The organism is Streptomyces sp. NPDC051133, from assembly GCF_040682635.1.
In the GTDB taxonomy this organism is placed as follows: domain Bacteria; phylum Actinomycetota; class Actinomycetes; order Streptomycetales; family Streptomycetaceae; genus Streptomyces.
Map to the genome: position 1 here is coordinate 1 of NZ_JBFBBK010000058.1, position 24423 is coordinate 24423.

25 protein-coding genes are annotated in these 24423 nt (G+C 73.6%); 11 read left to right on the plus strand and 14 right to left on the minus strand.

The window, feature by feature from the left end; genetic code table 11:
- Positions 1-947: winged helix DNA-binding domain-containing protein (locus tag AB0N17_RS37890; protein WP_366016207.1), on the minus strand; the 947-nt coding region annotated here is incomplete at its 3' end.
- 151 nt (positions 948-1098) lie between these two features.
- Entirely contained in the window at positions 1099-2280 is a 1182-nt protein-coding gene (locus AB0N17_RS37895; RefSeq protein WP_366016208.1) for an NUDIX domain-containing protein, read from the minus strand.
- A gap of 257 nt (positions 2281-2537) precedes the next feature.
- Between AB0N17_RS37895 and AB0N17_RS37900 the strand changes: the two genes are divergently transcribed.
- Positions 2538-3491 (plus strand): GNAT family N-acetyltransferase, encoded by a 954-nt coding sequence (locus tag AB0N17_RS37900; protein WP_366016209.1) that lies wholly within the window; start codon positions 2538-2540, stop codon positions 3489-3491.
- On the opposite strand, the gene AB0N17_RS37905 is transcribed toward AB0N17_RS37900, so the two are convergent.
- A complete protein-coding gene (locus AB0N17_RS37905) occupies positions 3488-3904 on the minus strand; it encodes a DUF6234 family protein (RefSeq protein WP_366016210.1) in 417 nt (138 codons plus the stop codon). The two genes, AB0N17_RS37900 and AB0N17_RS37905, sit on opposite strands and share 4 nt — an antisense overlap.
- 71 nt (positions 3905-3975) lie before the next feature.
- Positions 3976-4563: a TetR family transcriptional regulator gene (locus tag AB0N17_RS37910; RefSeq protein WP_366016211.1), complete on the minus strand. Its 588-nt coding sequence runs from the start codon at positions 4561-4563 to the stop codon at positions 3976-3978.
- 138 nt (positions 4564-4701) lie between these two features.
- On the opposite strand from AB0N17_RS37910, the gene AB0N17_RS37915 reads away from it, so the two are divergent.
- Positions 4702-5466 carry a class I SAM-dependent methyltransferase gene (locus AB0N17_RS37915; protein WP_366016212.1) on the plus strand — a complete coding sequence of 255 codons (765 nt, stop codon included), beginning with the start codon at positions 4702-4704 and terminating at the stop codon, positions 5464-5466.
- Positions 5467-5494: 28 nt separating this feature from the next.
- Here AB0N17_RS37915 and AB0N17_RS37920 read toward each other — a convergent pair whose 3' ends face one another.
- The gene (locus AB0N17_RS37920; RefSeq protein WP_366016213.1) at positions 5495-6418 is read right to left on the minus strand and encodes an NADP-dependent oxidoreductase; all 924 of its coding nucleotides are present in this window, start codon (positions 6416-6418) and stop codon (positions 5495-5497) included.
- 129 nt (positions 6419-6547) lie between these two features.
- Between AB0N17_RS37920 and AB0N17_RS37925 the strand changes: the two genes are divergently transcribed.
- Positions 6548-7591, plus strand: a complete 1044-nt coding sequence (locus tag AB0N17_RS37925) for a helix-turn-helix domain-containing protein (protein ID WP_366016214.1) — start codon at positions 6548-6550, stop codon at positions 7589-7591.
- Positions 7592-7603: 12 nt separating this feature from the next.
- On the opposite strand, the gene AB0N17_RS37930 is transcribed toward AB0N17_RS37925, so the two are convergent.
- Positions 7604-9226, minus strand: coding sequence for an FAD-binding oxidoreductase (locus AB0N17_RS37930; RefSeq protein ID WP_366016215.1), 1623 nt, complete (start codon positions 9224-9226; stop codon positions 7604-7606).
- Positions 9227-9285: 59 nt separating this feature from the next.
- Here AB0N17_RS37930 and AB0N17_RS37935 point away from each other — a divergent pair, with 59 nt between their 5' ends.
- From AB0N17_RS37935 to AB0N17_RS37945, 3 genes are all read left to right on the plus strand, one after another.
- Positions 9286-9906: a TetR/AcrR family transcriptional regulator gene (locus tag AB0N17_RS37935; protein ID WP_366016216.1), complete on the plus strand. Its 621-nt coding sequence runs from the start codon at positions 9286-9288 to the stop codon at positions 9904-9906.
- Positions 9907-10011: 105 nt separating this feature from the next.
- A complete protein-coding gene (locus tag AB0N17_RS37940; RefSeq protein WP_366016217.1) occupies positions 10012-10803 on the plus strand; it encodes a DNA-formamidopyrimidine glycosylase family protein in 792 nt (263 codons plus the stop codon).
- Complete coding sequence (locus AB0N17_RS37945; protein ID WP_366016218.1) at positions 10803-11396, plus strand: 2'-5' RNA ligase family protein; 594 nt, start codon at positions 10803-10805, stop codon at positions 11394-11396. The genes AB0N17_RS37940 and AB0N17_RS37945 overlap by 1 nt, the downstream gene beginning before the upstream one ends.
- A 20-nt stretch (positions 11397-11416) precedes the next feature.
- On the opposite strand, the gene AB0N17_RS37950 is transcribed toward AB0N17_RS37945, so the two are convergent.
- Both AB0N17_RS37950 and AB0N17_RS37955 read right to left on the minus strand, forming a co-directional pair.
- Positions 11417-12124, minus strand: coding sequence for an ABC transporter ATP-binding protein (locus AB0N17_RS37950; protein ID WP_366016219.1), 708 nt, complete (start codon positions 12122-12124; stop codon positions 11417-11419).
- Complete coding sequence (locus AB0N17_RS37955; protein ID WP_366016254.1) at positions 12121-13209, minus strand: ABC transporter permease; 1089 nt, start codon at positions 13207-13209, stop codon at positions 12121-12123. Before AB0N17_RS37955 ends, AB0N17_RS37950 begins: the two co-directional genes overlap by 4 nt.
- Before the next feature lie 171 nt (positions 13210-13380).
- Between AB0N17_RS37955 and AB0N17_RS37960 the strand changes: the two genes are divergently transcribed.
- Both AB0N17_RS37960 and AB0N17_RS37965 read left to right on the plus strand, forming a co-directional pair.
- Entirely contained in the window at positions 13381-14601 is a 1221-nt protein-coding gene (locus tag AB0N17_RS37960) for a sensor histidine kinase (protein ID WP_366016220.1), read from the plus strand.
- Positions 14598-15233 (plus strand): response regulator transcription factor, encoded by a 636-nt coding sequence (locus AB0N17_RS37965; RefSeq protein WP_366016221.1) that lies wholly within the window; start codon positions 14598-14600, stop codon positions 15231-15233. The genes AB0N17_RS37960 and AB0N17_RS37965 overlap by 4 nt, the downstream gene beginning before the upstream one ends.
- Positions 15234-15279: 46 nt before the next feature.
- Here the strand turns inward: AB0N17_RS37965 and AB0N17_RS37970 are convergent, their stop codons facing one another.
- The 5 genes from AB0N17_RS37970 to AB0N17_RS37990 all read right to left on the minus strand — a co-directional run bounded on the left by AB0N17_RS37970 (position 15280) and on the right by AB0N17_RS37990 (position 19678).
- Positions 15280-16539 carry a hypothetical protein gene (locus AB0N17_RS37970; protein ID WP_366016222.1) on the minus strand — a complete coding sequence of 420 codons (1260 nt, stop codon included), beginning with the start codon at positions 16537-16539 and terminating at the stop codon, positions 15280-15282.
- A 56-nt stretch (positions 16540-16595) separates the two neighbouring features.
- Entirely contained in the window at positions 16596-17129 is a 534-nt protein-coding gene (locus tag AB0N17_RS37975; RefSeq protein ID WP_366016223.1) for a SigE family RNA polymerase sigma factor, read from the minus strand.
- A gap of 129 nt (positions 17130-17258) precedes the next feature.
- Positions 17259-18125, minus strand: coding sequence for an alpha/beta hydrolase (locus AB0N17_RS37980; RefSeq protein WP_366016224.1), 867 nt, complete (start codon positions 18123-18125; stop codon positions 17259-17261).
- Positions 18126-18317: 192 nt separating this feature from the next.
- Positions 18318-19058, minus strand: coding sequence for a class I SAM-dependent methyltransferase (locus tag AB0N17_RS37985; RefSeq protein WP_366016225.1), 741 nt, complete (start codon positions 19056-19058; stop codon positions 18318-18320).
- A 182-nt stretch (positions 19059-19240) separates the two neighbouring features.
- Positions 19241-19678: an STAS domain-containing protein gene (locus tag AB0N17_RS37990; protein WP_366016226.1), complete on the minus strand. Its 438-nt coding sequence runs from the start codon at positions 19676-19678 to the stop codon at positions 19241-19243.
- A 143-nt stretch (positions 19679-19821) separates the two neighbouring features.
- Between AB0N17_RS37990 and AB0N17_RS37995 the strand changes: the two genes are divergently transcribed.
- Positions 19822-20160: a helix-turn-helix domain-containing protein gene (locus AB0N17_RS37995; RefSeq protein WP_366016227.1), complete on the plus strand. Its 339-nt coding sequence runs from the start codon at positions 19822-19824 to the stop codon at positions 20158-20160.
- Between the two features lie 63 nt (positions 20161-20223).
- Complete coding sequence (locus AB0N17_RS38000) at positions 20224-20484, plus strand: GlsB/YeaQ/YmgE family stress response membrane protein (protein ID WP_366016228.1); 261 nt, start codon at positions 20224-20226, stop codon at positions 20482-20484.
- A gap of 41 nt (positions 20485-20525) precedes the next feature.
- Here AB0N17_RS38000 and AB0N17_RS38005 read toward each other — a convergent pair whose 3' ends face one another.
- Positions 20526-21761, minus strand: coding sequence for a spore photoproduct lyase family protein (locus AB0N17_RS38005; protein WP_366016255.1), 1236 nt, complete (start codon positions 21759-21761; stop codon positions 20526-20528).
- Positions 21762-22160: 399 nt separating this feature from the next.
- Here AB0N17_RS38005 and AB0N17_RS38010 point away from each other — a divergent pair, with 399 nt between their 5' ends.
- Positions 22161-23942 (plus strand): N-acetylglutaminylglutamine amidotransferase, encoded by a 1782-nt coding sequence (locus tag AB0N17_RS38010; protein ID WP_366016229.1) that lies wholly within the window; start codon positions 22161-22163, stop codon positions 23940-23942.
- Positions 23943-24423: the final 481 nt, after the last annotated feature.

Below are 24423 nucleotides of genomic sequence, written 5' to 3' on the forward strand. Positions count from 1 at the left end.
CCGTGCGGGCCGAGGAACCACTCGCGCCGCTGCCAGCCCATCGGCGTGGGGTCCAGCGCCGGCAGCAGGGCCGCCCACGGCTCGGGCTCGGCCACCTCCTCCAGGTCGTCACCCAGCGCCAGGCCGACCGTGCCGTCCAGATCCACCTCGGCGGTGCGCACCCCGGCCAGGGCCCGCCTCGTCTGGGTCTTGGTCCAGCCGGCCCACCACTGCAGATCCTCGGCCGGCGCGGGACCGAAGGCGTACAGCCAGCGGCGCGCCAGCTCCGACTCGGCCTCGGCGGTGGGCAGTTCGGCCAGACCCTCGGGACACCAGCGGCTCAGCGGGGACCACCGGTACTGGTGCGAGGTCCACGAGCCACGGGGCCGGCCCCGCACCGCGCGCCCCTCGGCCGCCATCAGCAACAGCAGCCGACTGGCCACGTTCTGCCGCCCCTCGTAACTCTTGCCCCGGGACAGCACCACCTGGGCGGCCAACCGCGGGTCGTCTCCCGCCAGTTCGCTCGCCGTCGCCTCGCCGCGCGCCTCCAGCGCCCGCTCCGCGGCCTCCTCGGCGCCCTTCAGCCAGCGCTCGGCGCCGGCCTCGTCGCCGCCGATCCCGGATTCGGCCAGCATCCCCAGCAGCTTGCGGCGCTCCCGGGCCGCCACCGCCCGCGAGCAGGCCGCCTGCAGGACCGGCGCCAGGGCGAGCGGGGTGACGAAGACGGTGCGCCGCATGGCCAACAGCCGGATCAGCGTCCGGTCGTCGTACAGGGCCCGCTCGACCGCGGCGACGGACCCGTCGGTCATCCGCGCCCAGGCCGACAGATACACCGACGACGGGTCGGTGCCGTGCAGCGCCAGCATGCCGTCGGCGACCGCCACCGGGTCCGCCGCCCGTGCCTCGGCCGTGAGCCGGTGCCGCCACGCAAGCCGCGCCCGCCGCTGTGCGACCCCGATACCGCGCATTCCGCCTCCCGCACACGCCGACGCCGGCCGGTCCGTCCGTGGCCCCGCCGGCGTCCCGCCGGTGTTCCGCCCGTGCCCGGCCCCTGTCCTTCCGGGAACGACCTTATCGGCCGCACCGGGCCGCCGACCCTCAGCCGCCGTCCCCCACCGCCTACGACTCCACCGGGCGGAGCCCCTCGCCCCGCAGCGGATACCACTCCGCGGGCGGATGGCTGATCGGCAGCCCGGGACGCCAGGCGGTGAGGCACTGGGCGCTCGGGACGAACAGCCCGTTCGGCAGCCGGTCCAGCGGCCACCAGCGCCAGTCGCCGACGACCTCGTCCGGCTGGTCGGCCGGCTCACCCTCCCAGGCCGTCACCAGGGCGGCCACGGTGACCCGTACGACCCCCTCGACGTGATCCAGGAGCATGCCGAGCAGCATGACATCGTCCTCCCGCACGAGGCAGCCGGTCTCCTCGCGCACCTCCCGTACGGCCGTGTGCGCCAGGGACTCCCCGGGCTCCACCGTCCCTCCCGGCAACTCCCAGGTGCCGCGCCGGTGCCGGCCCAGCAGCAGGCCGCGGGGCCCGTGCAGGATCGCTCCGACGCCGAGGGCGGTATGGGGCGGGGGAGGAGCGCTGGTACGGGGGCGGCTGGTGACCCGGGTGCGCCGGCGGGCCTGGAAGAGGCGGCAGGAGACCGGGTTTGCGTCCTCCGGCGCGTCCAGAGTCTCGATCCGCTCGACGGTGAGTCCGTGCTGCTCCAGCAGGTCCGCCCAGAGCTCGGGCGTCGGCAGCCACATCCGCACCGTGAGCTGCCCGCCGCCGGCCAGGTGCAGGATCTCCGGGCGGGCGACGACCGTGTCCGAGGGCCCGCGGCCATGGGAGTTGGTGTGCAGCACGGAGAACGCGAGACGCCCTCCGGGCACGAGCGCTCCGGCGACCGCGGGCAGCAGCCGTCGCGGGTCCATGTACGCGAAGCCGTGGACCGAGTAGATCACGTCGTACGGTTCCCGCCGCGCCTGCCGCAGATGATCGACGGCGTCCGCCAGGACCAGGTTCAGCCCCGGCAGCCGGCCGTAGCGGGCGACGGCGCGCCGGTGCTGAGTGGGAGAGGCCTCGACGGCGTCGACGACGGCGCCGTGGGCGCGGACCATGTGGGCGGCGTACCTGCCCAGGCCCGATCCGAGATCCGCGGCGCGCCGGCCCGTCACGTCGCCGAGGACCTCCGCGCCGGGCCCGCCGGGCCAGAACCCCCAGCTGAGACGGTCCACTTCGGGGACCTCGGTGCCTCTGGACAGATGGTGCGCCCCGTACGTGGTCCAGGCGTCGGAGTTGATCAGTTCAGCGTCCACGGTGCCGTCCCTTCCCTTCACGGTCACGAAGTCACGGGCGCGGGGCGTAGCGGCGCAGCCGGCCCAGGGCGGTGGAGGCTCACGGTTCCCTTTCTTCCCCGGGCGCGGGGCGGTCACCGACCTCCGTCCAGTCCAGCGGGCCGTGGCGGACCAGGTCGCAGCGCTCGGAGCAGACGGCGATGCGCGGTTGGTCGTACAGCCATGAGGAACTCCACGTCCCAGCCCACAGGGACCGACAACGCGGTTACGTTGATCAAGTGACGGAATTCAGCATCCTTGATGACACCACGGAATGGCGCAGCGACCTCGAGAAGCGACAGCGCGCCGCGTACGCGGCGGCCGGGCTCGGCGACGCCGCAACGGAACGCATGATCGGCAAAGCACGGTTCGGCATCGACGACTGGACCGTCGCCGAGATCACGGACGGTGCGACCCGCGTGGGATACGTCGCCGTGGCCATGACCGACGACAACGGAGCGCCCGCGGGGCGCATCGGCGACCTCCACGTCGACGACGCGCACGCCGGGCAGGGGCACGAGCAGGCCGCGCGGGAGTGGGCGGAGGCATGGTCCGCGCGGCGCGGCGCACGACGACTGCACATACGGCTGACCGAGCCGGCCGGTGAACTCTTCGCCGGATACAGCGTCCAGGGGCAGCTCAGGATGCGGTACGTCGGCTCCCCGCCGGAACCGGTCGACGGCGTCACCGCACGGCCGATGACGGCGGCCGAGTATCCGGAGTGGTTCGCCGGGGAGAAGGCCTCCTACGTCGTCGACATCGTCCGCTCGGGAACCATGAGCCCCGAGGACGCCGAACGCAAGTCCGACCGCGACTTCGCGGAGCTGCTCCCGGAGGGCCTGGCGACGCCCGACACCACGCTGCTGGTGCTGGAGGCGGCGGGCGAGGAGATCGGCACCGGCTGGCTGCAGCACGGGTACCTGCCGGGTGTCACCTACGGCTACTCGCTGTTCATCCACGACCAGCACCGCGGCAAGGGGTACGGGCGGGCCGCGATGGTGGCCGGCGAACAGGCCACGCTCGCGGGCGGCGACTCCACGCTGATGTTCACGGTGTGGGGCGGCAACGAGGTGGCGATGAACCTGTACACGAGCGCCGGTTACCGCATCGTGGAGGAGAGCCGTTCCCTCGCCCTTCCCGGCGGCTCGGATGCGGAGGGTTCCCCGCTCGAAGCCGGCCCCGACCGGCCCTAGCCGTGGCCCTCGCACCCCGCCGCCGCCGGCATGTCACGGCACCACCGGTCCTGGTGTGACTGAGCGGCGGCCCCGGCGACGACGATGACGCAGATCAGGGCCGCCATCGTGGCCTGGGCGACGACCGTCACGACGGCCCCGGCCCGTGCGGCGATCGCGGCCGCGACGAGGGCGAGGAGTCCGATGCCGCCGGCGGCGGTGAGGTAGTTCCACAGTGAGTCGGTGCGTGCGGTCCCGGCGGGGTCGAGGGTGAAGCCGGACAGGGCCCAGAGCCCGAAGACGACCACCAGGGCGATGAGTTCCAGGAGCACCAGAGCGCACCCGGCTCCGATGTCGGCGCCCCGGTCGGCGCGGTGGCGGGACCGGGGGCCGGTGGTGGCGTCGAAGGCCGGCGGGGCGATGGGCAGGTTCATGCCCGCCACATTGCCCGCGGGGGCGCGACGGGTGCATGAGTACGGGTACTCAGCCCCGGCTCGCGCCGGGGCTATCGCTCGGCGCCCGCCACCACCGCGGCAACGACCCGGCGGACGGCCCCGGAGTCCGGCGGGGTGCCCAGCCGGTCGGCGAACAGCATGTGTACGGCCCCGATCAGCGTCGGAGCGAGCGTGTCGACGTCGGCGTCCGCGGTGATCCGGCCGAGTTCACGCTCGGCGGTGAGGTAGGAGGTGAGCGCGGTCGCGGCGTCGCTCAGGACGGGGACGCCGGTGGGTCTGGCCGCGCGCAGCCGGGCGCGCAGGCCGTCCCGGGAGGTGACCAGGCTGACGATCGCCACCGCGACAGGCCCGAACAGGTCCGTCAGTGTCCGGGTGAGGTTGTCCGTGACGGCGCCGGTTCCGGCGGCGCCGCGCAGGGCGGCGGCGTGGCCGTCGAACCGGGCGATGCGGTCCAGCACCAGCTCGGCGAGGAAGGCGTCGAAGTCGGCGAAGTGCCGGTGCAGGACGCCCTTGGCGCAACCCGCCTCCGTGGTGACCGCCCGGCTGGTCAGCGCGCTCGGTCCGTCGCGGAGCAGGACGCGCTCGGCCGCGTCGAAGAGTTGGTCGCGCACACCGCGGATGGCTACTCCCGTGGGCACCGGCCGTCTCCCTCGCTCCGTCGGATCGGCCCGCTTCGATTGACGAGTGGGCACTTGCCCACTCATAGTGGGCGCATGCCCACTTTACCGCCGGAGCGATCTCCTCGTCCCGTACACGCGTCCCATGAGAACCGTCGGGTGGCGGAGTCGTTCGGCTCGGACGCCGAACGCTACGACCGGACTCGGCCCCGCTACCCCCGGGCGATGGTGGACCGGATCGTCGCCGCCGGCGCCGGGCCGGACGTCCTCGACGTCGGCTGCGGCACGGGCATCGTGGCCCGGCAGTTCGAAGCGGCCGGCTGCCGGGTGCTGGGCGTCGACGTCGACGCCCGGATGGCCGACCTGGCGCGCCGGCGCGGACTCGACGCCGAAGTCGCCTCGTTCGAGGTCTGGGACCCGGCCGGGCGGACGTTCGGCGCCGTCGTCTCCGGACAGACCTGGCACTGGGTGGACCCGGTCGCCGGCGCCGCCAAGGCGGCCGAGGTGCTGCGCCCTCGCGGCCTGCTGGCCCTGTTCTGGAACGCGGGCCAGCCCCTGCCCGAGCTGACGGAGGCCTTCGCCGAGGTCTACCGCAGGGTGCTGCCCGGCTCGCTGGCCGCCCGCCAGGGGGCGGCGTCCGCCGTGGACGGGTACGCGCCGTTCCTGGCCAAGGCGGCCGGCGGGATACGGGAGACGGGTGCGTTCACCGAGCCCGAGCGGTGGCGATTCGACTGGGAGCACTCCTACACCCGGGACGAGTGGCTGGACCAGCTGCCCACCCAGGGCGCCTTCACCCGGCTCCCGCGGGCCGAGCTGGAGGAGGTGCTGGCGGGCGTCGGCGCGGCGATCGACGCCGCGGGAGGCGGCTTCACGATGCGTTACGCCACCCTGGCCCTCGCCGCGACGCGCACCGACAGCCCCTGACGGGGCAGGGGCTGATCGCCGGTGCGGCTCAGGCCACCGTCAGGACGATCTTGCCGGTGGTGCGGCCCTGTTCGCCGATCTCGTGCGCCTTCGCGGCCTCGGCCAGCGGCACGACCGCGTCGACCACCGGCTTCAGCGCGCCCCGCTCCACCAGGGCGGTGATCTCGCGCAGCCCCAGGTGGTCGGGCTCCACCAGCATCCACACCGCCCGCACCCCGTCCTGGGCGGCGGGAACGTCGTCCGGGCCGGGCAGGGTGACCAGCCGGCCGCCGGTCCGCAGCACCTTCAGGGAGCGCTCGGCCGTCTCTCCGCCGAGCCCGTCCAGCACCACGTCGACGTCGCTCACGACGTCCTCGAACCGCACCGCGCGGTAGTCGACCACCTCGTCCGCGCCCAGCTCGCGCACCAGGTCGTGCTTGCCCGCGCTGGCCGTACCGATGACGTACGCACCGCGTGCCTTGGCGATCTGCACGGCGAGGTGGCCGACGCCGCCGGCCGCCGCGTGCACCAGCACCCGCTCGCCGGGACGCACGTCGGCGGTGTCCACGAGGGCCTGCCAGGCGGTCAGCGCGGCGAGCGGCAGTGCCGCCGCCTCCACGTGCGTCAGACCCGCCGGCTTGGGGGCGAGGTGCCGGGCCGGCGCCACCACGTACTCGGCGTACGCGCCCGCCTGGCGCGGGAACAGCGGCATTCCGAAGACCTCGTCACCGGGGCGGAACATGCCGACGCCGGGGCCGACGGCCTCGACCGTGCCGGACACGTCCCAGCCGACCGCCGGCACGGCACCCCACTCGACGAGGGCCCCGCTCGCGCGGGTCTTCCAGTCCACCGGGTTCACACCGGCCGCGTGTACCCGGACCAGGACCTCGTTCAGCCCCGGCTCCGGGCGCGCGACCTCGCGCTCGACCAGGTTCTCGGCTCCGCCCCACTGCTCCACGACCACCGCACGCATGCTCTGTTCCTCGTCCTTCGTCTCGATCGGTCCGGCACCGGGAGGTCCCCGGCGCGACGCAGTCCACGATCCGGCACCCCGGACCGCCGTGGTGTTGGCCGTCCGGCCACTATGTGACAGGATCTGGCCATGGACCCAACGCAGTGGACGACGCCGGAGAGCGAGCGGGACCGGACGGAGGGAGCGCCCCCGCGGCACCGGGTCGCCGTCCTCGCCCTGCCGGGGGTCCCGCCGTTCGAGCTCGGCATCCCCTCGCGCGTCTTCGGCAGCGTGGCGGACGCCGAGGGCCGCCCGCTCTACGACGTCACCGTCTGCACCGCCGACGGCGCCCCCGTGCTCAGCGACGCCGGCTTCACCGTCCAGCCCGCGGCGGGCCCCGAGGCGCTGGCCGCGGCGGACACCGTGATCGTCCCGCCCACGCACGCCATGCCCGAGCTGGGGCAGGGCGGCCCGCTGCCCCCCGAGGTCACCGCGGCCATCGCCGGCATCCGGCCGGGCACCCGGCTGGTGTCCATCTGCACCGGGTCCTACGTCCTCGCCGCGGCCGGACTGCTCGACGGCCGCCCGGCCACCACCCACTGGAACCTGGCCCCGGAGTTCCGCCGGGCCTACCCCAAGGTCAAGGTCGACGAGGAAGTCCTCTTCGTCGACGACGGCGACGTGCTGACCTCCGCGGGGGTGGCCGCGGGCGTCGACCTGTGCCTGCACATGATCCGCCGGGACCACGGAGCCGCCGCCGCGAACCGGGCCGCCCGCATGTGCGTCGTACCGCCCTGGCGGGACGGCGGGCAGGCCCAGTACATCGACCGCCCGGTCCCCGAACCCACCGTCGCCAGCACGACCGCGACCCGCGCCTGGGCCCTGGAGCACCTCGGCGAGCCGCTCACCCTCGCCCGGCTCGCCGAGCACGCCCGGATGAGCCTGCGCTCCTTCACCCGCAGATTCCGCGACGAGGTCGGCATGACCCCGGTGCAGTGGCTCACCGCCCAACGCCTGGAGCTGGCCAAGCAGTTGCTGGAGACGACGGACCTGTCCATCGACCTGGTCGCGCACCGGGCCGGCTTCGGCTCCGCGAACTCCCTGCGCGCGCACATGAGGACGGCCTTCGGGGTCTCGCCCGCCTCCTACCGCCGTACCTTCAGCGCGAACGACCTGGTGGAGGCCGGTGGTTGAGGCCGGACCGCGTCAGTCGTCCGTCGCCGGATCGATGAGCACACCCGGGTTCAGGATCCCGGCGGGGTCCAGCGCCCGCTTCGCCGCGCGCAGCGCCAGTGCGAAGGGCTCGGGGCGCTGGCGGTCGTAGCCGGGCCGGTGGTCGCGGCCGACCGCGTGATGATGGGTGACGGTCGCGCGCCGGTCGTGCAGGAGGTCCATCGCCGCCGACTTGATCTCGTCCCACATGGCCACCTCGGCGCCTCGCCGGCCCGGCGCGATGACGGTGAAGTACGGAGCGGGTCCGTCCGGGTAGACGTGGGTGAAGCGGCAGTTGACCGTGCCGGGCGCCCCCGTCACCTCGCGCACGACCTCGGCGAGCCGGTCGCGGACGGACGCGTACAGGTCCGGTGCGCGGTCCCAGGTGCAGGCGGTCTCGAACGTCTCGGTGACCACGCTCATGCGGGCGAGGGCGTCCCGGAGGTAGGGCATCCTCAGGAATGCCGAGCGCCAGGTCCGTGCGGCGGTGTCCCCGCCGCCGGATTCCGCGGGCGCGGGGCTGCCGCCGTGGTCGCGGGCCAGGGTGATCAGCTCGGCCAGCCGGCCGTCGACCGGCGCGTGCGCCGACTCCACACCGAGGACGAGCACGCTCTCACCGCCCCGCGCGACCCCCGCCAGCGCGGCCTCCCCGGGGTCCAGCAGCCGGCAGTTGGCCGGGTGCAGTCCCGACTGCGCGACGGCGCGCACGGCGTCCATGGCGGTGTGGACGTCGTCGAAGAGCACCGTGGCGGACGCCTTGTGGCGCGGGCGTTCCTGCAGCCGCATCCACGCCTCGGTGATGACACCGAGCGTTCCCTCCGAGCCCAGGAAGAGCCGGTCGGGGGAGGGGCCCGCACCCGAACCGGGCAGGCGCAGCGACTCGTTGACCCCGACGGGCGTCACCACCCGCAGGGACTCCACGAGATCGTCGATGTGGGTGAACAGCGTGGCGTAGTGGCCGCCGGCCCGGGTCGCGAGCCAGCCGCCCAGCGTGGAGAACTCGAAGCTCTGCGGGAAGTGACGCAGGGTCAGCCCGTGCGGACGCAGCTGGGCCTCCAGGCCGGGGCCCAGTGCACCGGCCTGGATGCGCGCGGCCCGGCTGACCCGGTCGATCTCCAGCACCCGGTCCAGGGCGGACAGGTCCAGGGACACCACGCCCCGGCGCGAACCGTCGCGGTACTCGACCCCGCCGACGACCGAACTGCCCGCCCCGTACGGCACGACGGCCACGCCGGCCTCCGCCGCCCAGTCGAGGACGTCGGTCACGTGCCGCTCGGTCCGTGGGCGGGCGACGTGGTCCGGGGCCGCGCCGACGTCGCCCGCGAGGGCCCGCAGTACGTCCCGGTACGCCTTGCCGTAGGTGTGCGAGGCCCGGTCGTGCGGAGCGGCCGACATCAGCGGGGCGAGGGCGGCGGGCGGCCGGACGCGGACGGCCGGCAGCGCGAGAGTGCTGACCTCGGGGACGGGCAGCGGGGCCTCGGCCGCGCCGGGGATCAGCTTGCCGAGTTCCGTGCACTCGGCGTCGGACAGTGCCTGGTCCACGGTGCCCCAGCCCCACCAGGAACGGGCGGGGGCGGGGGCGGAGGCGGCAGGGCTCAGGGCGGTGCTGTCGGTCATGCGATGTGACCTCTCGGTAATTTACCGCTTGGTAAGTTACCGCAACGTATAGTCTTCTCATGACGACGGCAAGACCGGCCGGCACCAAGGGCGTCCCCCGCGCCCGCCGGGAGCAGCAGATCATCGCCGCGGCCATGGAGGAGTTCGGCAGGCGCGGCCACGCGGCGGCGTCCATGGCCGACATCGCCCGGCACGTCGGCGTCACCAAGCCGATGCTCTACACCTACTTCGGCTCCAAGGACGGCCTGTACGCGGCCTGCGTCGACCGCGTCGGCCCTCGCCTGCTCGCGGCGGTCGAACAGGCCATGGCGGCGCGCCCGCCGAAGGACGAGCTGGCGCACACGGTCCTCGCCGCCCTCTTCCGGGCGCTGGAGGACCAGCGGCACGCCTGGTTCGTGCTGTACGACCGAACCCTGCAAGCGGACTCCGAACCGTGGCACGCCGCCCGCCGCCACCGTGAGGCGATCGACGAACTCGCCGCCTCGGGTACGGCCGCCCTGCTGGGGGACCAGGGCAACCACGACCCCCTGGACGCGGACGCGCTCAAGCATGTGTGGACGGGCACCGTCAGCGCACTCATCGGCTGGTGGATCTCCCACCCCCAGCTCGGCGCACAGGACATGACCGCCCGTTGCGCCCGCCTCCTCTCCGCCATCGGCACGACGGCCGGACCGGTGTGACAGGACCGCCGTCCGGCCCCCTCCCGCCTCACCGGCGCGCAGGACCGCGCGGCACGGAGGAACGTGGTCGGCAGCAGACACCAGCCACGCGACGGGAGGCGAGCCATGCCCGAGCTGCCGGACGTCGAAGGCTTCCGCGAGGTCCTCGTCTCCTGTGCCAAGGGCCGGACCATCCGCCGCGTCGAGGTGCGCGACACCGGCGTCCTGCACGACGTGAGCACCCAGCGGCTGCGGGACGCGCTGGAGGGCCGGCGGTTCACCGAGCCGGAGCGGCGCGGCAAGTGGCTGCTCGCCCACACCGGCGGCCCCACCCTGCTCCTGCACTTCGGCATGACCGGCCGCCTGCTGTGCGCCCGCCCCGACGACGCGGTCGACACCCACGACCGCGTCCTGTTCGCCCTGAGCGGCGACCGCCAGCTCCGCTACCGCGACCAGCGCAAACTCCAGGGTCTGTGGCTGGCCCACGACGACGCCGACATCGCCCGCCTCCTGGGCCGGCAGGGCCCCGACGCGCTGGCCGTGTCCCGCGCGGACTTCGAGGACGCGCTCTCCGCGCGCCGCGGTCACGTCAAGACCACGCTGACCGACCAGTCCGTCCTGGCCGGTCTCGGCAACCTCCTCGCCGACGAGATCCTGTGGCGTGCCGGGCTGCGCCCGAGCATCCGGGCCGCGGACCTGACGGAGGCCGAGCGCTGGCGCCTGTACACCCACATGCGGCGCACGCTGCGCTCCGCGGTGCCCGCAGGGCGCGTCCCCCCGCGCGACTCCTGGCTCACCGGCCACCGTGACGATCCCGATCCGCTCTGCCCCCGCTGCGGCACTCATCTGCGCCGCTGCCGTCTGGCAGGCCGCGGCACGGTGTGGTGCCCGCGCTGCCAGCCGGACACCATGGCCTAGTGGACGGAATTGCGCACATGGGCGAGCCGGTCGAAGCGCTGGAGGTGACGCCGACACCCCGGACGGCGGTGGCCTGGATGCCGCCCCCGGAGCTCTGGCCGGTGATCCAGGACATCCGCTGGGAACACGATCCGCAGGTACGGCGATGGCCGCCGCACGTGAACGTGCTGTTCGGCTTCGTACCCGAGGAGGAGTTCGCCCGGGCGGTGCCCGTGTTGTCCGCGGGCGCGGCCCGGTGCGCGGCGTTCCCGGCGCGCCTGACCGGGGTGCGGTACTTCCGGCACCGGCACTCCGCGACGGTGTGGCTCGATCCGGCCGCGGCCGACCCGGCGCCGTGGGCCCGCCTCCACCGGGAACTGGAGCTGCGGTTCCCGCTCTGCCACGGGCGGGGCGGCCGCTTCACCCCGCATCTCTCCCTCGGCCGCACCCGGGATCCGAAGGACCTGGCCGCCGAGTGCGCCGTCCGGCTCGGCACGCTGTCGGCGGTGGTCGCAGAGATCGTCCTGCTGTCCCGGCGTGGCGACGAGCCCATGCGGCCCCGGGCCGTGATCGCCCTCGGCACGGGCGAAGTCCGCGCACCGCGGGAGTGCTAGAGGCGATCGGAACGGAGCCGTCAGCCGGCGGGGCGGGAGTCACCGCTCGGCCGGCGGACGGGCACGCGCAGACGACCGTCGTGGACCTCCGCGACCCGGTCGGCTGCGGTGAGCTGGGTGCGGTCGTGGGTGACCAGCACGGTCGCGGTGGCCCGCTGACGCGTGAGGCGGGTGATCAGGTCGATGACGGCGGCACCGCGCTCGTGGTCGAGGGCACTGGTGGGTTCGTCGACCAGCAGCACGGTGGGGTCGTTCATCAGTGCGCGGGCGATGTTGACGCGCTGGCGCTGGCCGCCGGAGAGTTGGTGGGGCCGTCGGCCGGCCTGGTCGGCGAGGCCGACGGCGTCCAGCAGTTCCATGGCCCGGCCTCGGGCGGTACGCGGCTTGCGGCCGTCGATCCGGGCCATGACCTGGAGCTGTTCGACGGCGGTGAGCGCGGGCAGCAGGTTGGGCTGCTGGAAGACGATGCCGATGGCGCGGCGTCGCAGGTCGCTCAGCTCGCCGCGGGTCATGCCGGTCGTGGACGTGCCGTCGACGGTGACGGTGCCGGCGTCGGCGGTGACGAGCGTGGCGGCCACCGCGAGGAGGCTGGACTTGCCGGAGCCGGAGGGGCCGACGACCGCGGTCAGGCTGCCCTTGGGCACGTCAAGGGTGACATGGTCGAGCGCGGTCAGACGGGAAGCGCCGTCGGGGTAGGTCAGGGTGATGTCGGTCAGGTGCAGGCTCATCGGGCGTTCCCCAGGGCGGTCAGCGGGTCGACGGAGGTGATGCGGCGGATGGACAGGGCCGCTCCCAGCGCACCGAGCGCGATCATCACGGCGGCCGGGACCAGGACGGTGCCGGGGCTGAGCACGAACGGCACCGCCGAACCGCTGACGAGGGCCCCCACGCCGACCGCGATGCCGGTGCCGATCACCGTGCCGCCCGCCAGCAGCACGACGGCCTGGCCGAGCGCGTCCCCGAGCAGGCCTGCGGTGGAGGCGCCCAAGGCCTTCAGCACGGCGACGTCACCGCTGCGCTGGATGGTCCACACGGTGAAGAAGGCACCGATGACCAGGGCGGAGATGGCGAACAGGAAGCCGCGCATCAGCTGCAGCGAGCCGTTCTCCGAGCTGTAGGAGCCGATCGCCGACAGCGAGTCGCCCCTGGGGACCGAGGTCGTGCCGATCGCCCTGTCGGCGGCCTTCAGGTCGGCGCCGGAGCCGGTGCGCAGGGCGAGGACGGTGGCGGCCGGGGCGTCGCCCGGACCCACGGGGGGCGCGGTCTTCCGCCACGTGCCGAGGCTGCTCCAGATGACGGGCGTGTGGCTGAAGAAGGCGTCACCCCTCACCGCCCCGACGCTCACCCTCCGCCCCGCCAGGGTGAAGGTGTCGCCCGCCGTGACGCCGAGGTCGTCGGCGGCGGTGGCCGACAGGACCGCCGTACGGTCGTCGATCCTGTCGCTGTCAGGGGCCAGCGGGGAACCGGGCCGGACGCCGAAGACGGACACCCCGGCGCTGCGGTCCTTCCCGGCGCTCGCCCTGGTGGTGGTGATGCCCAGCGGTTCGGCGCTGCGCACACCGGGCGTTCGCGCCCACTGCCGCCACTGCCGCGCGGTGACGGTGGAGTCGGCGTAGGACAGGTGCCCGCCGCCGGGCGCGCCGAACGCGATCCGGTCCGCGGGCAGCCCGGTGATCGCGGAGGTGTTCTGCCGGCCGAGTCCGGCGGTCAGCCCGGACAGCAGCCCGACCAGGAGGGTGATGAGCACGATGACCGTACCCATCAGGGCGAAGCGCCCCTTGGCGAACCTCAGATCTCTCCAGGCGACGAACACGGCTTCGACCTGCTCTTTCACGCGGTGGAACGGTAGGTCTCCACCGTCGCCGCCCACCCCCCTCCCGGGCATCCGCCCCAGGACGGCACTTGCCGCACCGAAAGGCGGCCCACCGGTTGTAACTTTCGATGGAGGCCCGGCGGGCAGGCCATTCCTTAGCCTGGGAGCACTGTGAACACCACCGCTCCCGCCCCGACGCCCACCACCCGGACCCTGACCTGGTGCCTGCACCTGCTGGTCGTCGCCCTGCTCGCCCTGGCCGCCGGCCGGGCCGTCACCTCGCACGGCCCGCACCCGGCGGCGACCGTCGCCGCCGCGGCGGCCTGCGGCCTCGTCTACGCGGTGGGGACCGTGCTGCTGCGCGCACGCCGCTCGTGGCGGGCCGCCGCACTGTGGCTGTCCGCCGTGGGCGCCGCGTGGCTGGTGCTGCTGGTCCTGTCCGCCGACGGAGTATGGGTGGCGTTCCCGCTGTACTTCCTCCAGCTCCACCTGCTGCCCCGCCGCGCCGGCCTGGCCGCCGTGGCCGCCACGGCGGCGGCGGCCGTCGCGGGCTTCGCCGCACACCAGGGATCCTTCAGCGCGGCCATGGCCATCGGACCGGCACTCGGCGCCGCCGTGGCCGTCGCGGTGGTGTGGGGATACCAGGCCCTGTACCGGGAGAGTGAGCACCGGCAGCGCCTGATCGAGGAGCTCACCGCCACCCGCGCAGATCTGGCCGCCGCCCAGCACACCGCCGGCGTGCTGGCCGAACGCGAGCGCCTGGCCCGCGAGATCCACGACACCCTCGCCCAGGGCCTCTCCAGCATCCAACTGCTCCTGCGTGCCGCCGAACGGGCCCTGCCCGGCGCCCCGGAGAACGCCGTCCGCCACGTCGTCCAGGCCCGCCACACCGCCGTCGACAACCTCGCCGAGGCGCGCCGCTTCGTCGCCGCCCTGACCCCGCCCGCCCTGGAGGGCACCACCCTGGCCGGCGCCCTGGAACGCCTGTGCGCCACCACCAGCACCCGCCACCGGCTCACCGCGCGCTTCCACCTCACGGGAGAGCCCGTACCACTGTCGACCGCGCACGAGGTCACGCTCCTGCGCGTCGCCCAGTCAGCCCTCGCCAACACCGTCCAGCACGCCGACGCCACCACCGCCGAGATCACCCTCGGCTACCTCGACGGCACGGTCACCGTGGACGTCGTCGACGACGGACGCGGCTTCGACCCCGACGACCTGCCCGCTCCGGACCCCGAGGCCGGCGGGTTCGGGCTGGCCGCCATGCGCGCTCGCGTGCACGCCCTGGGCGGCGCCCTCACCGTCGAGTCCGCCCCCGGCCACGGCACCGCCCTCGCCGCCCGGCTGCCCCTCCGGTCCACCGCCGACACCACACCCGAGGCCCGTTCGTGACCGACACCCCCATCCGCCTGCTCCTGGCGGACGACCACCCCGTCGTACGGGCAGGGCTGCGCGCCGTCCTGGAGACCGAGCCCGGCATCGACGTCGTGGCCGAGGCCGCCACCGCCGAGGACGCCGTCGCCCGGGCCGCCCAGGGGGACATCGACGTCGTCCTCATGGACCTCCAGTTCGGCAAGGGCATGAACGGCGCCGAGGCCACCGCCGCCATCACCGCCCGTCCCCGAGCCCCCCGCGTGCTGATCGTCACCACCTACGACACCGACGCCGACACGCTGCCCGCCATCGAGGCCGGGGCCACCGGCTACCTCCTCAAAGACGCGGCGCCCGAGGACCTGGCCGCCGCCGTACGCACCGCCGCGGCGGGCCGGACCACGCTGGCACCCACCGTCGCGGACCGGCTGATGAACCGGCTGCGTACGCCCGGCACCGCCCTGACCCGGCGCGAGACCGAGGTGCTGGCGCTGGTCGCCGAGGGCCTGTCCAACCAGGCCATCGGCAACCGACTCCACCTCACCGAAGGCACCGTCAAGTCGCACCTGGCCCGCGCCTACGCCAAGCTCGGCGTCGACTCCCGCACCGCCGCCGTCGCCACCGCCACCGAACTCGGACTCATCCGACGGTAGGAAGCGGGACGGACGGCGGGCATCGCGACCAGGACGGCAGGGACGGTCAGCCCAGCTTCAGCCACGCCGGATCGGTGGCGATCCTCTCCAGCTGCGCCATGGTCAGGGCCGGCGCGCTGCGGGTGGCGGGCGTGTTCTGCGCACCGGAGTTGAAGGCGCTGATCACCACACGGCGGCCGTCGGGCCGGATGGTGTCCACGGTCCACATGACGATCCCGGACACGCCCTTCTCACCGGACGACTCGCGCCGGACGACCTTGGTGCCGTCGGGCAGCGTCTTCGTCCCCGGCCCGAACAACTGGTCCTCGACGTCCCGCATGTCGGGCTGGACGTTGATCTGCACCAGGCCGGCCCCCCGGCCGTCGTCGACGACGACGTACCCGAACCCGGGATCGTCGTCCCGGCTCCTGGAGACGACCCGCAGCCCGTGGGGCACCAGGCGGACCAGCGTCGCGGGGACCGATCCGTGCCCCGTGCCCGGCGCGCTGCTCGGCGCGGCCGTCGTGCCGGAGCCGGCGGGAAGGGCGTCGAAGGCGTCGCGCCACTCGTGCGCCGTGATGAGACGCTTCAACCGGGCGGCGGACAGCGGAGGTTCGTCCCGGGTGACGGGCGAGTCCTTCTCGGCGGCGGCGTTCCACTCCTGCACGGAGACGTGCTGCCCCGCCGGTGTCACCAGGTCGGCGGTCCACAGCTTCGTGCCGCTGCGGCGGTTCGGGTACTCGTAGCCCTTGAGGATCATCAGGGCGGAGCCGTCGGACAGCTTGGTGCCGGTGCAGGCGTCGTAGGCGATGAACACCTTGTCGGGGCACCGGGTGGCCTGCTGCGCCTCCTGGCTCCCGGCGGGGACGCGCCCGAGAGCCACGGCGACGGCGGCCTTGCCCCGGCCGTCGTCGTAGAGGGCCCGGGCGGCGGGCGAGTCGTCCGTGCCGTGCCCCTCCGCGTCGCTGAACCGCCCCTCGGGCACCAGCTTTTCGAGCGTGCGGACGAGCTTCTCGCCGGAGACAGCGGGGGCCGCGGTCCCGGAGGAGGCGGTGGAGGTCCGTGCCGCGGGGTCGCCCGCCGCGGACTGCCGGAGGCCGGTGTGGTCCCCTGGCCCGCCGGGGAGGACGAGTGCCCCGCCGAGCCCGACGAGGGCGACGCCGGCGACACCGCCCGCCACGGCGGCCCGTCGCCGTACCCGCAGCCGCCGGCCGTGCGCCGCACCGCGGGCGGCCAGGTCCTGCCGGTCGGTACCGAAGGTCGTGCCGGCGTCCCGCAGGGCGTCGGCGAACCGTTCCTCGAAGTGGTCGTGGTCTGCAGTGGGCATGGCGAACCGCCCTTTCACGGATGGCTGGTCGGTCAGAGCTGTGCGGTCGGAACGGGTCAGGGGCTGACGTACTCGCCGAGGGCGTCGCCCAGCAGCGCGCGCAGCCGGGCGAGGGCGCGGACGCAGCGCGTGCGCACGGCGGCCGGAGTGGTGTTCATCGCGGCGGCCGCCTCCTCGATGCTCCGGTCCTCCCAGTACCGCAGGATGACCACGGCGCGGTCCTTCGCGGACAGCTGCCCGAGCGCCGCCAGCAGGGTCAGCCGCAGGGACGCCTCACCCGCCGCGTCCGGTCCGCAGACCTCGGGAAGCACGTCGGTCGCGCGTTCCCTGCGCGTGCTGTGGCGGCGCTGGTGGGTGAGGAAGCCGCGGGTGAGCACCGTCTGGGCGTAGGCGGCCGGGTTGTCCGCCTGCGAGACCCGGTCCCATCGCAGGTACACCCGGCCCAGAGCCTCCTGGACGAGGTCCTCGGCGAGGTGGGTGTCACCACCGGTGAGCAGGCAGGCGGACCGGTACAGATGCCCGGCCCGCGCCGCCGCGAACTCCGCGTACCCCTCGCGTCCGTCGCGCCCGCTGCTGCGGCCCCACCTCATGCGCCCCCCTCGGCCTCGCCGGTCCCGTGCGGTGTTCCTGATCCATTGACGCGCCGGACCCGCCAGAATGTTTCACCGCACTTTCCGCCGTACCGAGAGGGGGGCGGTGCTCTCGCGCGCCGGCGACGCTCAGGCCCGCCAGAACGCGCGCAGAGCAGTGACGAGTGCCTCGGGCGCCTCCTCCGCGAGGTGATGACCGGAGTCGATGGGCGCACCCTCCAGCCGGTCGCCCGCCCAGTCCCGCCAGACGTCCAGCACATCGCCGTACAGGCGGGCCATGTCGTCACGGCCGGCCCACAGCACCTGCAACGGGCAGCCGATGCGGCGCCCGGCCGCCCGGTCCGCGTCGTCGTGTTCCCGGTCGACACCGAGACCGGCCCGGTAGTCCTCGCACATGGCGTGCACGGTGGCGGGGTCGTGGATCGCGCGCCGGTAGTCCTCGTACGCCTCGGCGCCCATCTGCTCGGCCGTGGCCCGGTACCAGGCGTCGGGATCGGCGTCGATGACGCGTTCGGCGGGCTTGTCGGTCTGCCCGAGGAAGAACCAGTGCCACCAGCTCGCGGCGAACACCGCGTCACAACGCCGCAGGGCCTCGCCGATGGGGACGGCGTCCAGCACGGTGACGGCGGACACCGCCTCGGGGTGATCCAGGGCGAGCCGAGTGGCCACGTAGGCGCCCCGGTCGTGTCCGACGACGGCGAACCGTTCGTGCCCGAGGCGGCGCATCACGGCCAGGCAGTCGCCCGCCATGGCGCGTTTGGAGTAGGGGCGGTGCCGCTCGTCGGTCGGCGGCTTGTCGGACCGGCCGTACCCGCGCAGGTCCGGGCAGACGACCGTGTACCCGGCCGAGGCCAGCAGGGGAGCGACGCGATGCCACGTCGCATGGGTGCGCGGATGGCCGTGCAGAAGCAGCACGGCGGGACCGCTGCCGCCGTGACGAACCCGCAGCCGAGCCCCGTCGCCCGCGCAGCGCGTCAGTGTGAAGCCCTCGAACACGCGACCTCCTCCGGTCGGGACGTCCGGTCCCAGTCCCCTGGGAGACCCGTTCCATGCGAAGACCTCGTTCGGCGGGCACGAGGACGTCCCCGGGCCAAGCCGCGACCGGGGGGTGAGGGACCGACGGCCGGCGGCCCGGCCCCTGTGCGCGCATTCCAGGGGTCGGGCCGCCGGCTTGTCCGGTGGGGGGCGTCAGGCGCGGCAGCGCAGCATCTCCAGCGGCGGGTTGGCATGGAAGTCCGCCCAGTGGTCCGCGCCGAACGTGCGCACGCCGGCGTCGGACACCGTCAGGGGGACCCAGGTCACCTCGGTGAATCCGGCCGCCTGCAGGGACTTCTCGTAGACCTCGCGGCGCGGCCGGTTGGCGAGGAAGGAGACCGGCGGGTCGAGCAGCGCCGTGGTCCGCACCTGCGGTCCGGTCTCGGCCTCCTCACCGGTGAGCTCGCTGCGGAAGCCGTACTTGTCCGGCGGCGGCCCGTCGAAGCGGAAGTCGGGCGACTGGTTGAGCGCGAAGAGCTCGCCGCCGGGCTTCAGGCTGCGATGCGCGTTGCGGCACATCCGCTCCGTCGTGGCGATGTCCGCGGCGTAGTTGAACAGCTGGACCGCGAGGACGACGTCGAACCGCTGCTCGAGTGCACGCAGTTCGGCGACGTCGCCCACCTCGTAGCGCACCCCCAGTGGATCGCGCTCCTCCAACTGCTGTGCCACGGCGATCATTTCACCGGAGATGTCGATCCCCAGCACCTCCGTGGCACCGCGCCGCCTGAACTCCCTGCTGTAGAAGCCGGTGCCGCAGGCCAGGTCGAGGACGGATCTGCCGTGCACGTCCCCGACCATGCCGAGGAAGCTGGGCACCACCGCGTACTGCTCCAACGGCAGGGCTTTGAAGCCCTCGTAGGCCTCACCGATCTCGTCGTACTGCTGCGCGCTCACCGTGCTGTCCTCCCCGTCGCTCGGTCATGTTCGCGGCCCGGCCCCCGTCGCCGGTGACACGCCGTGGCCGTCGATGGGCAGTCTCTCCACATCCCGGCAGGCCGACGTACTGGCGGAAAGCACAAAGATCCGGGCCTCGTCCCGGCCTCATGTACGGGCGGGCGTACGGGTTCGAGGGCCGGTCAGGGGCAGCCGCCGTCGACGGGGACCATGTGTTCCGGGCCGGGAGGCATGAACAGCTCCTGGGCTCCGAGGAGATGGAGCAGCCTGTCGAAGGCGGGGCTGCCGGCCCGGACGACCACGGTTCTGCCCAGGGCGAGGGCGCACCGGCGCAGCTCCTGGAGCACGCGGAGGCCGGCGCAGTCGCAGAAGTCGAGCCCGCTCAGGTCGAGGTCGAGGCCGCCGGCCGAGCCGGCCAGTGCTTCGTGCAGGTCGTGCCCGAGCCAGGTGCCGGCGTCGCGGTCGAGTTCACCGGTGACCGTCACCCGGACGCGAGATCCGTCCGCTGTGTACGACGCGCTCACCCGGGCGGGAGGCAATGGCCTGCGGCCGGCCCCATCTCCTGCGGGCGAGGGGCGCGGCACCGTGAGGGACTGGGCTCGGCGGGCGGAGTCGTGCATGGCTCACTCCCTCATCTGCTTGCTCGTGTTGCTGGCCGAGGTTCGTCTCTACGTTCCCCCGGAAACCCGAAACACGTCAACCGATGCACGAAATCTAGTACGTGTTTCTGGTTACGTGAAAATAGGACCGGTATGCTCGGGGCATGAACGGAGTGCCCGAGCCGCATAACGGATGGACGTTCCTGACGAATCACGCCCGCGTACTCGCGGCCATCGCGGACAACCAGAGCGCGCGTATCCGCGACATCGCCGCGCACTGCCGGCTCACCGAGCGCGCCGTGCAGAAGATCATCGCCGACCTGGAGCAGGACGGGTACCTCTCCCACACGCGCGAGGGCCGCGGCAACACGTACCGGATCGACCCCGCGAAGATCCTGCGCCACCCGGCCGAGGCCGGACTGGGCCTGACGGTGGCTTCGCTCCTCTCCCTGCTCGTGCAGGACGAGGATCATCGCGCCGCCCCGTCACACCACCAGGCGTAGAGCGGTGACTCACGGGCACGCGGGGATGTACCGAAACGTTGGTGCATCCCTGAAGGAGAAGACGTGTCGTTCTTGTGGGCCATCATCGCGGGACTCGTCATCGGTCTGCTGGCCAAGCTGGTACTTCCGGGGCGGCAGCCCATCCCTCTGTGGCTGACCGTGCTCCTCGGCATCGTCGGAGGAGTCGCGGGCAACGCGCTCGCCAGTGCCTTCGGCGTGGCCGACACCAGCGGCATCGACTGGATCCGCCACGTCTTCCAGGTGGGTGTCGCGGCCGTGCTCATCGCCCTCGTGACCCCGATGTGGGCCCGACGGCGCGCCTGAACCCGCACTGCGCATCCGTCCCCGTCGCGGGGCGGCGGCCGTCAGAACGCGTACCGGATGCGCAGCCAGGGCGCATGGGCCGCCACCAGGCCGCGCAGGGTGTGTACGGCCCGCGCCTTGACGTGGTCGGCGTAGCGGACGTTCGACGCCCCGTTCTCGGAGCGTTTGGCCTGCTGCAGAGCGGGCTGCCAGAGCAGCTCCTCGGCGCGCGGGTGCCAGCCGAGGTTGACCTCGTGCAGTTCCCGGTTGTGGGTGAGCATGATCACTTCCGCCGCTGCCTGCCGCTTGACCCGGTCGGGCAGGACGTCGTCGAGGTGCCGGAGCACCTCGGCCCAGGCGTCCTCCCAGCCGGGCCGCAGCACCACGGGGGAGAGGTTGAAGTGGACTTCGTAGCCCGCGTCCAGGAAATCCGCCGCGGCGGCGATGCGGTCGCCCACCGGTGACGTCCGCACGTCCAGCAGCCGCGAATCCGCGGCGGGCATCAGCGAGAAGCGGATGCGGGTGCGGCCCCGCGGGTCCAGCGACAGCAGGTCCGGGTTGACGAACTTGGTCGCGAACGAGGCCTTCGCGGTGGGCCACTGGCGGAAGGCCCGCACGAGATCCGCGGTGTTGTCGCAGATCAGCGCGTCCACCGAACAGTCGCCGTTCTCCCCGATGTCGTAGACCCAGGCCGACTCGTCGCACTGGTTGGGTTCACGCTTGCGTCCCTGGCGCGCGATGTGCCGGGCCAGGTGGGCGATGATGGCGTCGATGTTGGTGAAGACGGTGACGGGATTGGCGTATCCCTTGCGGCGCGGGACGTAGCAGTAGGCGCAGGCCATGGCGCACCCGTTGGAGGGGCCGGGGGCGATCCAGTCGGCGGACCGTCCGTTGGGCCGCGTGGTCAGCGTCTTCCTCTCGCCGAGGACCAGCGTCTCGCCCTTCACGCGCACCCAGCGCTCGACGTTCCCCTCGTTGCCGTGCAGTCCCGGGATGCCCCAGTGGGACTCCACCTCGATCAGGGCGGCGTCCGGAAAGCGGGCGAGGATCTGACGGCCGCGCGCGGAGCCGGCGGCGGCCCGTTCCGCGTAGATGGCCCGGACGGGCAGCAGGCGGCGGGCCGCGGGGGAGTCGCGGAATCGCGGGCGGTTCTCCGGGCCCCGCCCGTCAGCTGTGCCGCTGTCCCCGGGTGCCCCGCCCGCCCCCGAGGTGGCGTCCAGCGCGTCGAGGCCGAACAGGGTGTCCGACCCGCCGTCCGGCCCTGCCCAGGAGTGCCTCGTGTGCGCTCCCCCGGGGATGTCGGGGGAGCCTGGGGCGTGGGCGTCGGGGACGTCGGGGATCGGGACCACGCACCCACTGTAGGCATCCGCCTGTGGACATCCGCTGAAAGCGCGACTTCTGCTCATCTGTGATGCAGTTGTCTCTGTGGAGCGCCCTCGCTTAGCAGTGGGCCCACGGGGAAGTCGGAGGTGCATGGTCAGGCGTCCGCCCGTCACCCCGAGGAGTGCCGTGTCCCTTCGCATCGGCGCCGGACGCGTGCCCCACCTCCCCGGACCCACCCTGCACTTGTCGCCGTCACGAAGGAGGATCACCACCGTGTCAACCGGCCCCGGCCACATACCGACGGGCGGGCCCGCGCACAGCGCCCCGCCGTGCGACCCGCGCCACTCCCACCCACAGCGGGGAGGTGGCGCCCCGTGTGTGGCCTGAGCGGAGAGATGCGCTTCGACGGCACGCGGCCCGATCTGGCGGCCGTCGAACGCATGAGTGACCGGCTCGCCCCCCGCGGCCCCGACGGCCACGGCGTGTGGTCACAGGACGCCGTGGCGCTGGCGCACCGCCGGCTGAAGATCATCGACCTGTCCGAGCGCGGGGATCAGCCGATGACCGACGCCCGGCAGGAGCTGACCGGTGTCTTCAACGGCTGCATCTACAACTACGCGGAGCTGCGCGCGGAACTGGTCGGCCTCGGGCACCGCTTCCGGTCCACGTCCGACACCGAGGTCGTCCTCAAGGCGTACCAGGAGTGGGGAACCGACTGCGTCGACCGCTTCTACGGCATGTTCGCCTTCGCCCTCGTCGAGCACCGGACCGGCCGTCTGATCCTGGGGCGCGACCGCCTCGGCATCAAGCCCCTGTACCTGGCGCAGACCCCCGGGCGGCTGCGGTTCGCCTCGTCGCTGCCCGCCCTGCTCGCGGCCGGCGGAGTCGACACCTCGCTGGACCCGGCCGCCGTGCACCAGTACCTGAGCTGGCACGCGACCGTGGCCGCGCCCCGCACCGTCCTGGCCGGTGTGCGCAAGCTCCCCCCGGCCACCGTGCGGATCGTGCGGCCGGACGGCAGCCACGAGGACCGCTGCTACTGGCAGCCGTCGTACACGCGCCGCCCCGAGCATGCCGGCATGGGCCCCACCGAGTGGCGGGACGCCGTACTGGAGGCGCTGCGCACCGCCGTACGCCGCCGGATGGTCGCCGACGTGCAGGTCGGCGTGCTGCTCTCCGGCGGACTGGACTCCAGCCTGATCGTGGCCCTGCTGGCCGACGAGGGGCAGCGGGACCTGGCGACATTCAGCGTGGGCTTCGAGTCGGAGGGCGGTGACGAGGGCGACGAGTTCCGGTACTCCGACCTGATCGCCAAGGAGTTCGCCACCGATCACCATCAGCTGGTGGTCCCCTCCAAGCGGGTGTCGACGGCGCTGGACGCGGCGGTCGCGGCGATGAGCGAGCCGATGATGAGCCACGACGTGGTCGCGTTCCACCTGCTGTCCGAAGAGGTGGCCAAGAACGTGAAGGTCGTCCAGAGCGGGCAGGGCGCCGACGAGGTCTTCGCCGGCTACCACTGGTACCCGCGACTGGCCGACGCGGCCCGCGAGGAGGAGCCGGAGAGGTACGCCGAGACCTACTTCGACCGGCCGCACGCCGACCTCGCCGCGATGCTGCAGCCGCACATGCTGCCGCGGGAGGACGTCTCGGGCCGGTTCGTCCGGGACCACATGGCGATGCCGGGGGCCGAGACCGCACTCGACGCGGCCCTGCGGCTCGACACCCATGTCATGCTGGTGGACGACCCGGTCAAGCGGGTCGACAACATGACGATGGACTGGGGCCTGGAGGCCCGCGTGCCGTTCCTGGACCACGAGCTGGTGGAACTGGCGGCGGCCTGCCCGCCGGAGCTGAAGCTGGCCGACGGCGGCAAGGGCGTCCTGAAGGAGGCCGGCCGCAAACTGCTGCCTCACGAGGTGGTCGACCGTCCCAAGGGCTACTTCCCGGTCCCGGCGATCACCCACATGGCCGGACCCGTCCTGGAAAGGGTGCGCGAGGCGCTGCGCGCCCCCGAGGCGAAGCGGCGCGGGATCTTCCAGGACTCGTACGTCGCCGAACTCCTGGCGGCTCCTGACCGACACCGGACCAAGCGCGGAGCGAACGCGCTGTGGCAAGTGGCTTTGCTGGAGATATGGCTGCAGACGCACGGAATCTGACCGGGGAATCCCGCACGGAACGTACGCCCGACAAGGGCAGCCCCCCTGCCGAGCGGCCCCCCACCGCCCACCCGGCCCGGCCGGGCGGCACGGCGCCGCAGGCCGAGGGCCGGACACGCGGCCCGACGACACAGGCTCCGGGCCGGACGGATGACCCGGCCCGGCAAGCTGCGGAGCCGCTAGCGGGGCCGGCCGCGCAGGCTTCGGGCTGGACCGGTGGTCCGGTGCCGGAGGCCGAGGGTCGGTCGGGTGGCCCGACGGGGCGGGCTCCGGGTTGGACCGGTGGTCCGGTGCCGGAGGCCGAGGGTCGGTTGGGAGGCCCGACCGCGCAAGCCTCAGGCCGGACCGGTGACCCGGGGCGGCAAGGCTGGGAGCCGATGGCGGGGCCGGCCGCGCAGGCTTCGGGCTGGACCAGTGGTCCGGTGCCGGAGGCCGAGGGTCGGTTGGGAGGACCGACCGCGCAAGCCTCAGGCCGGACCGG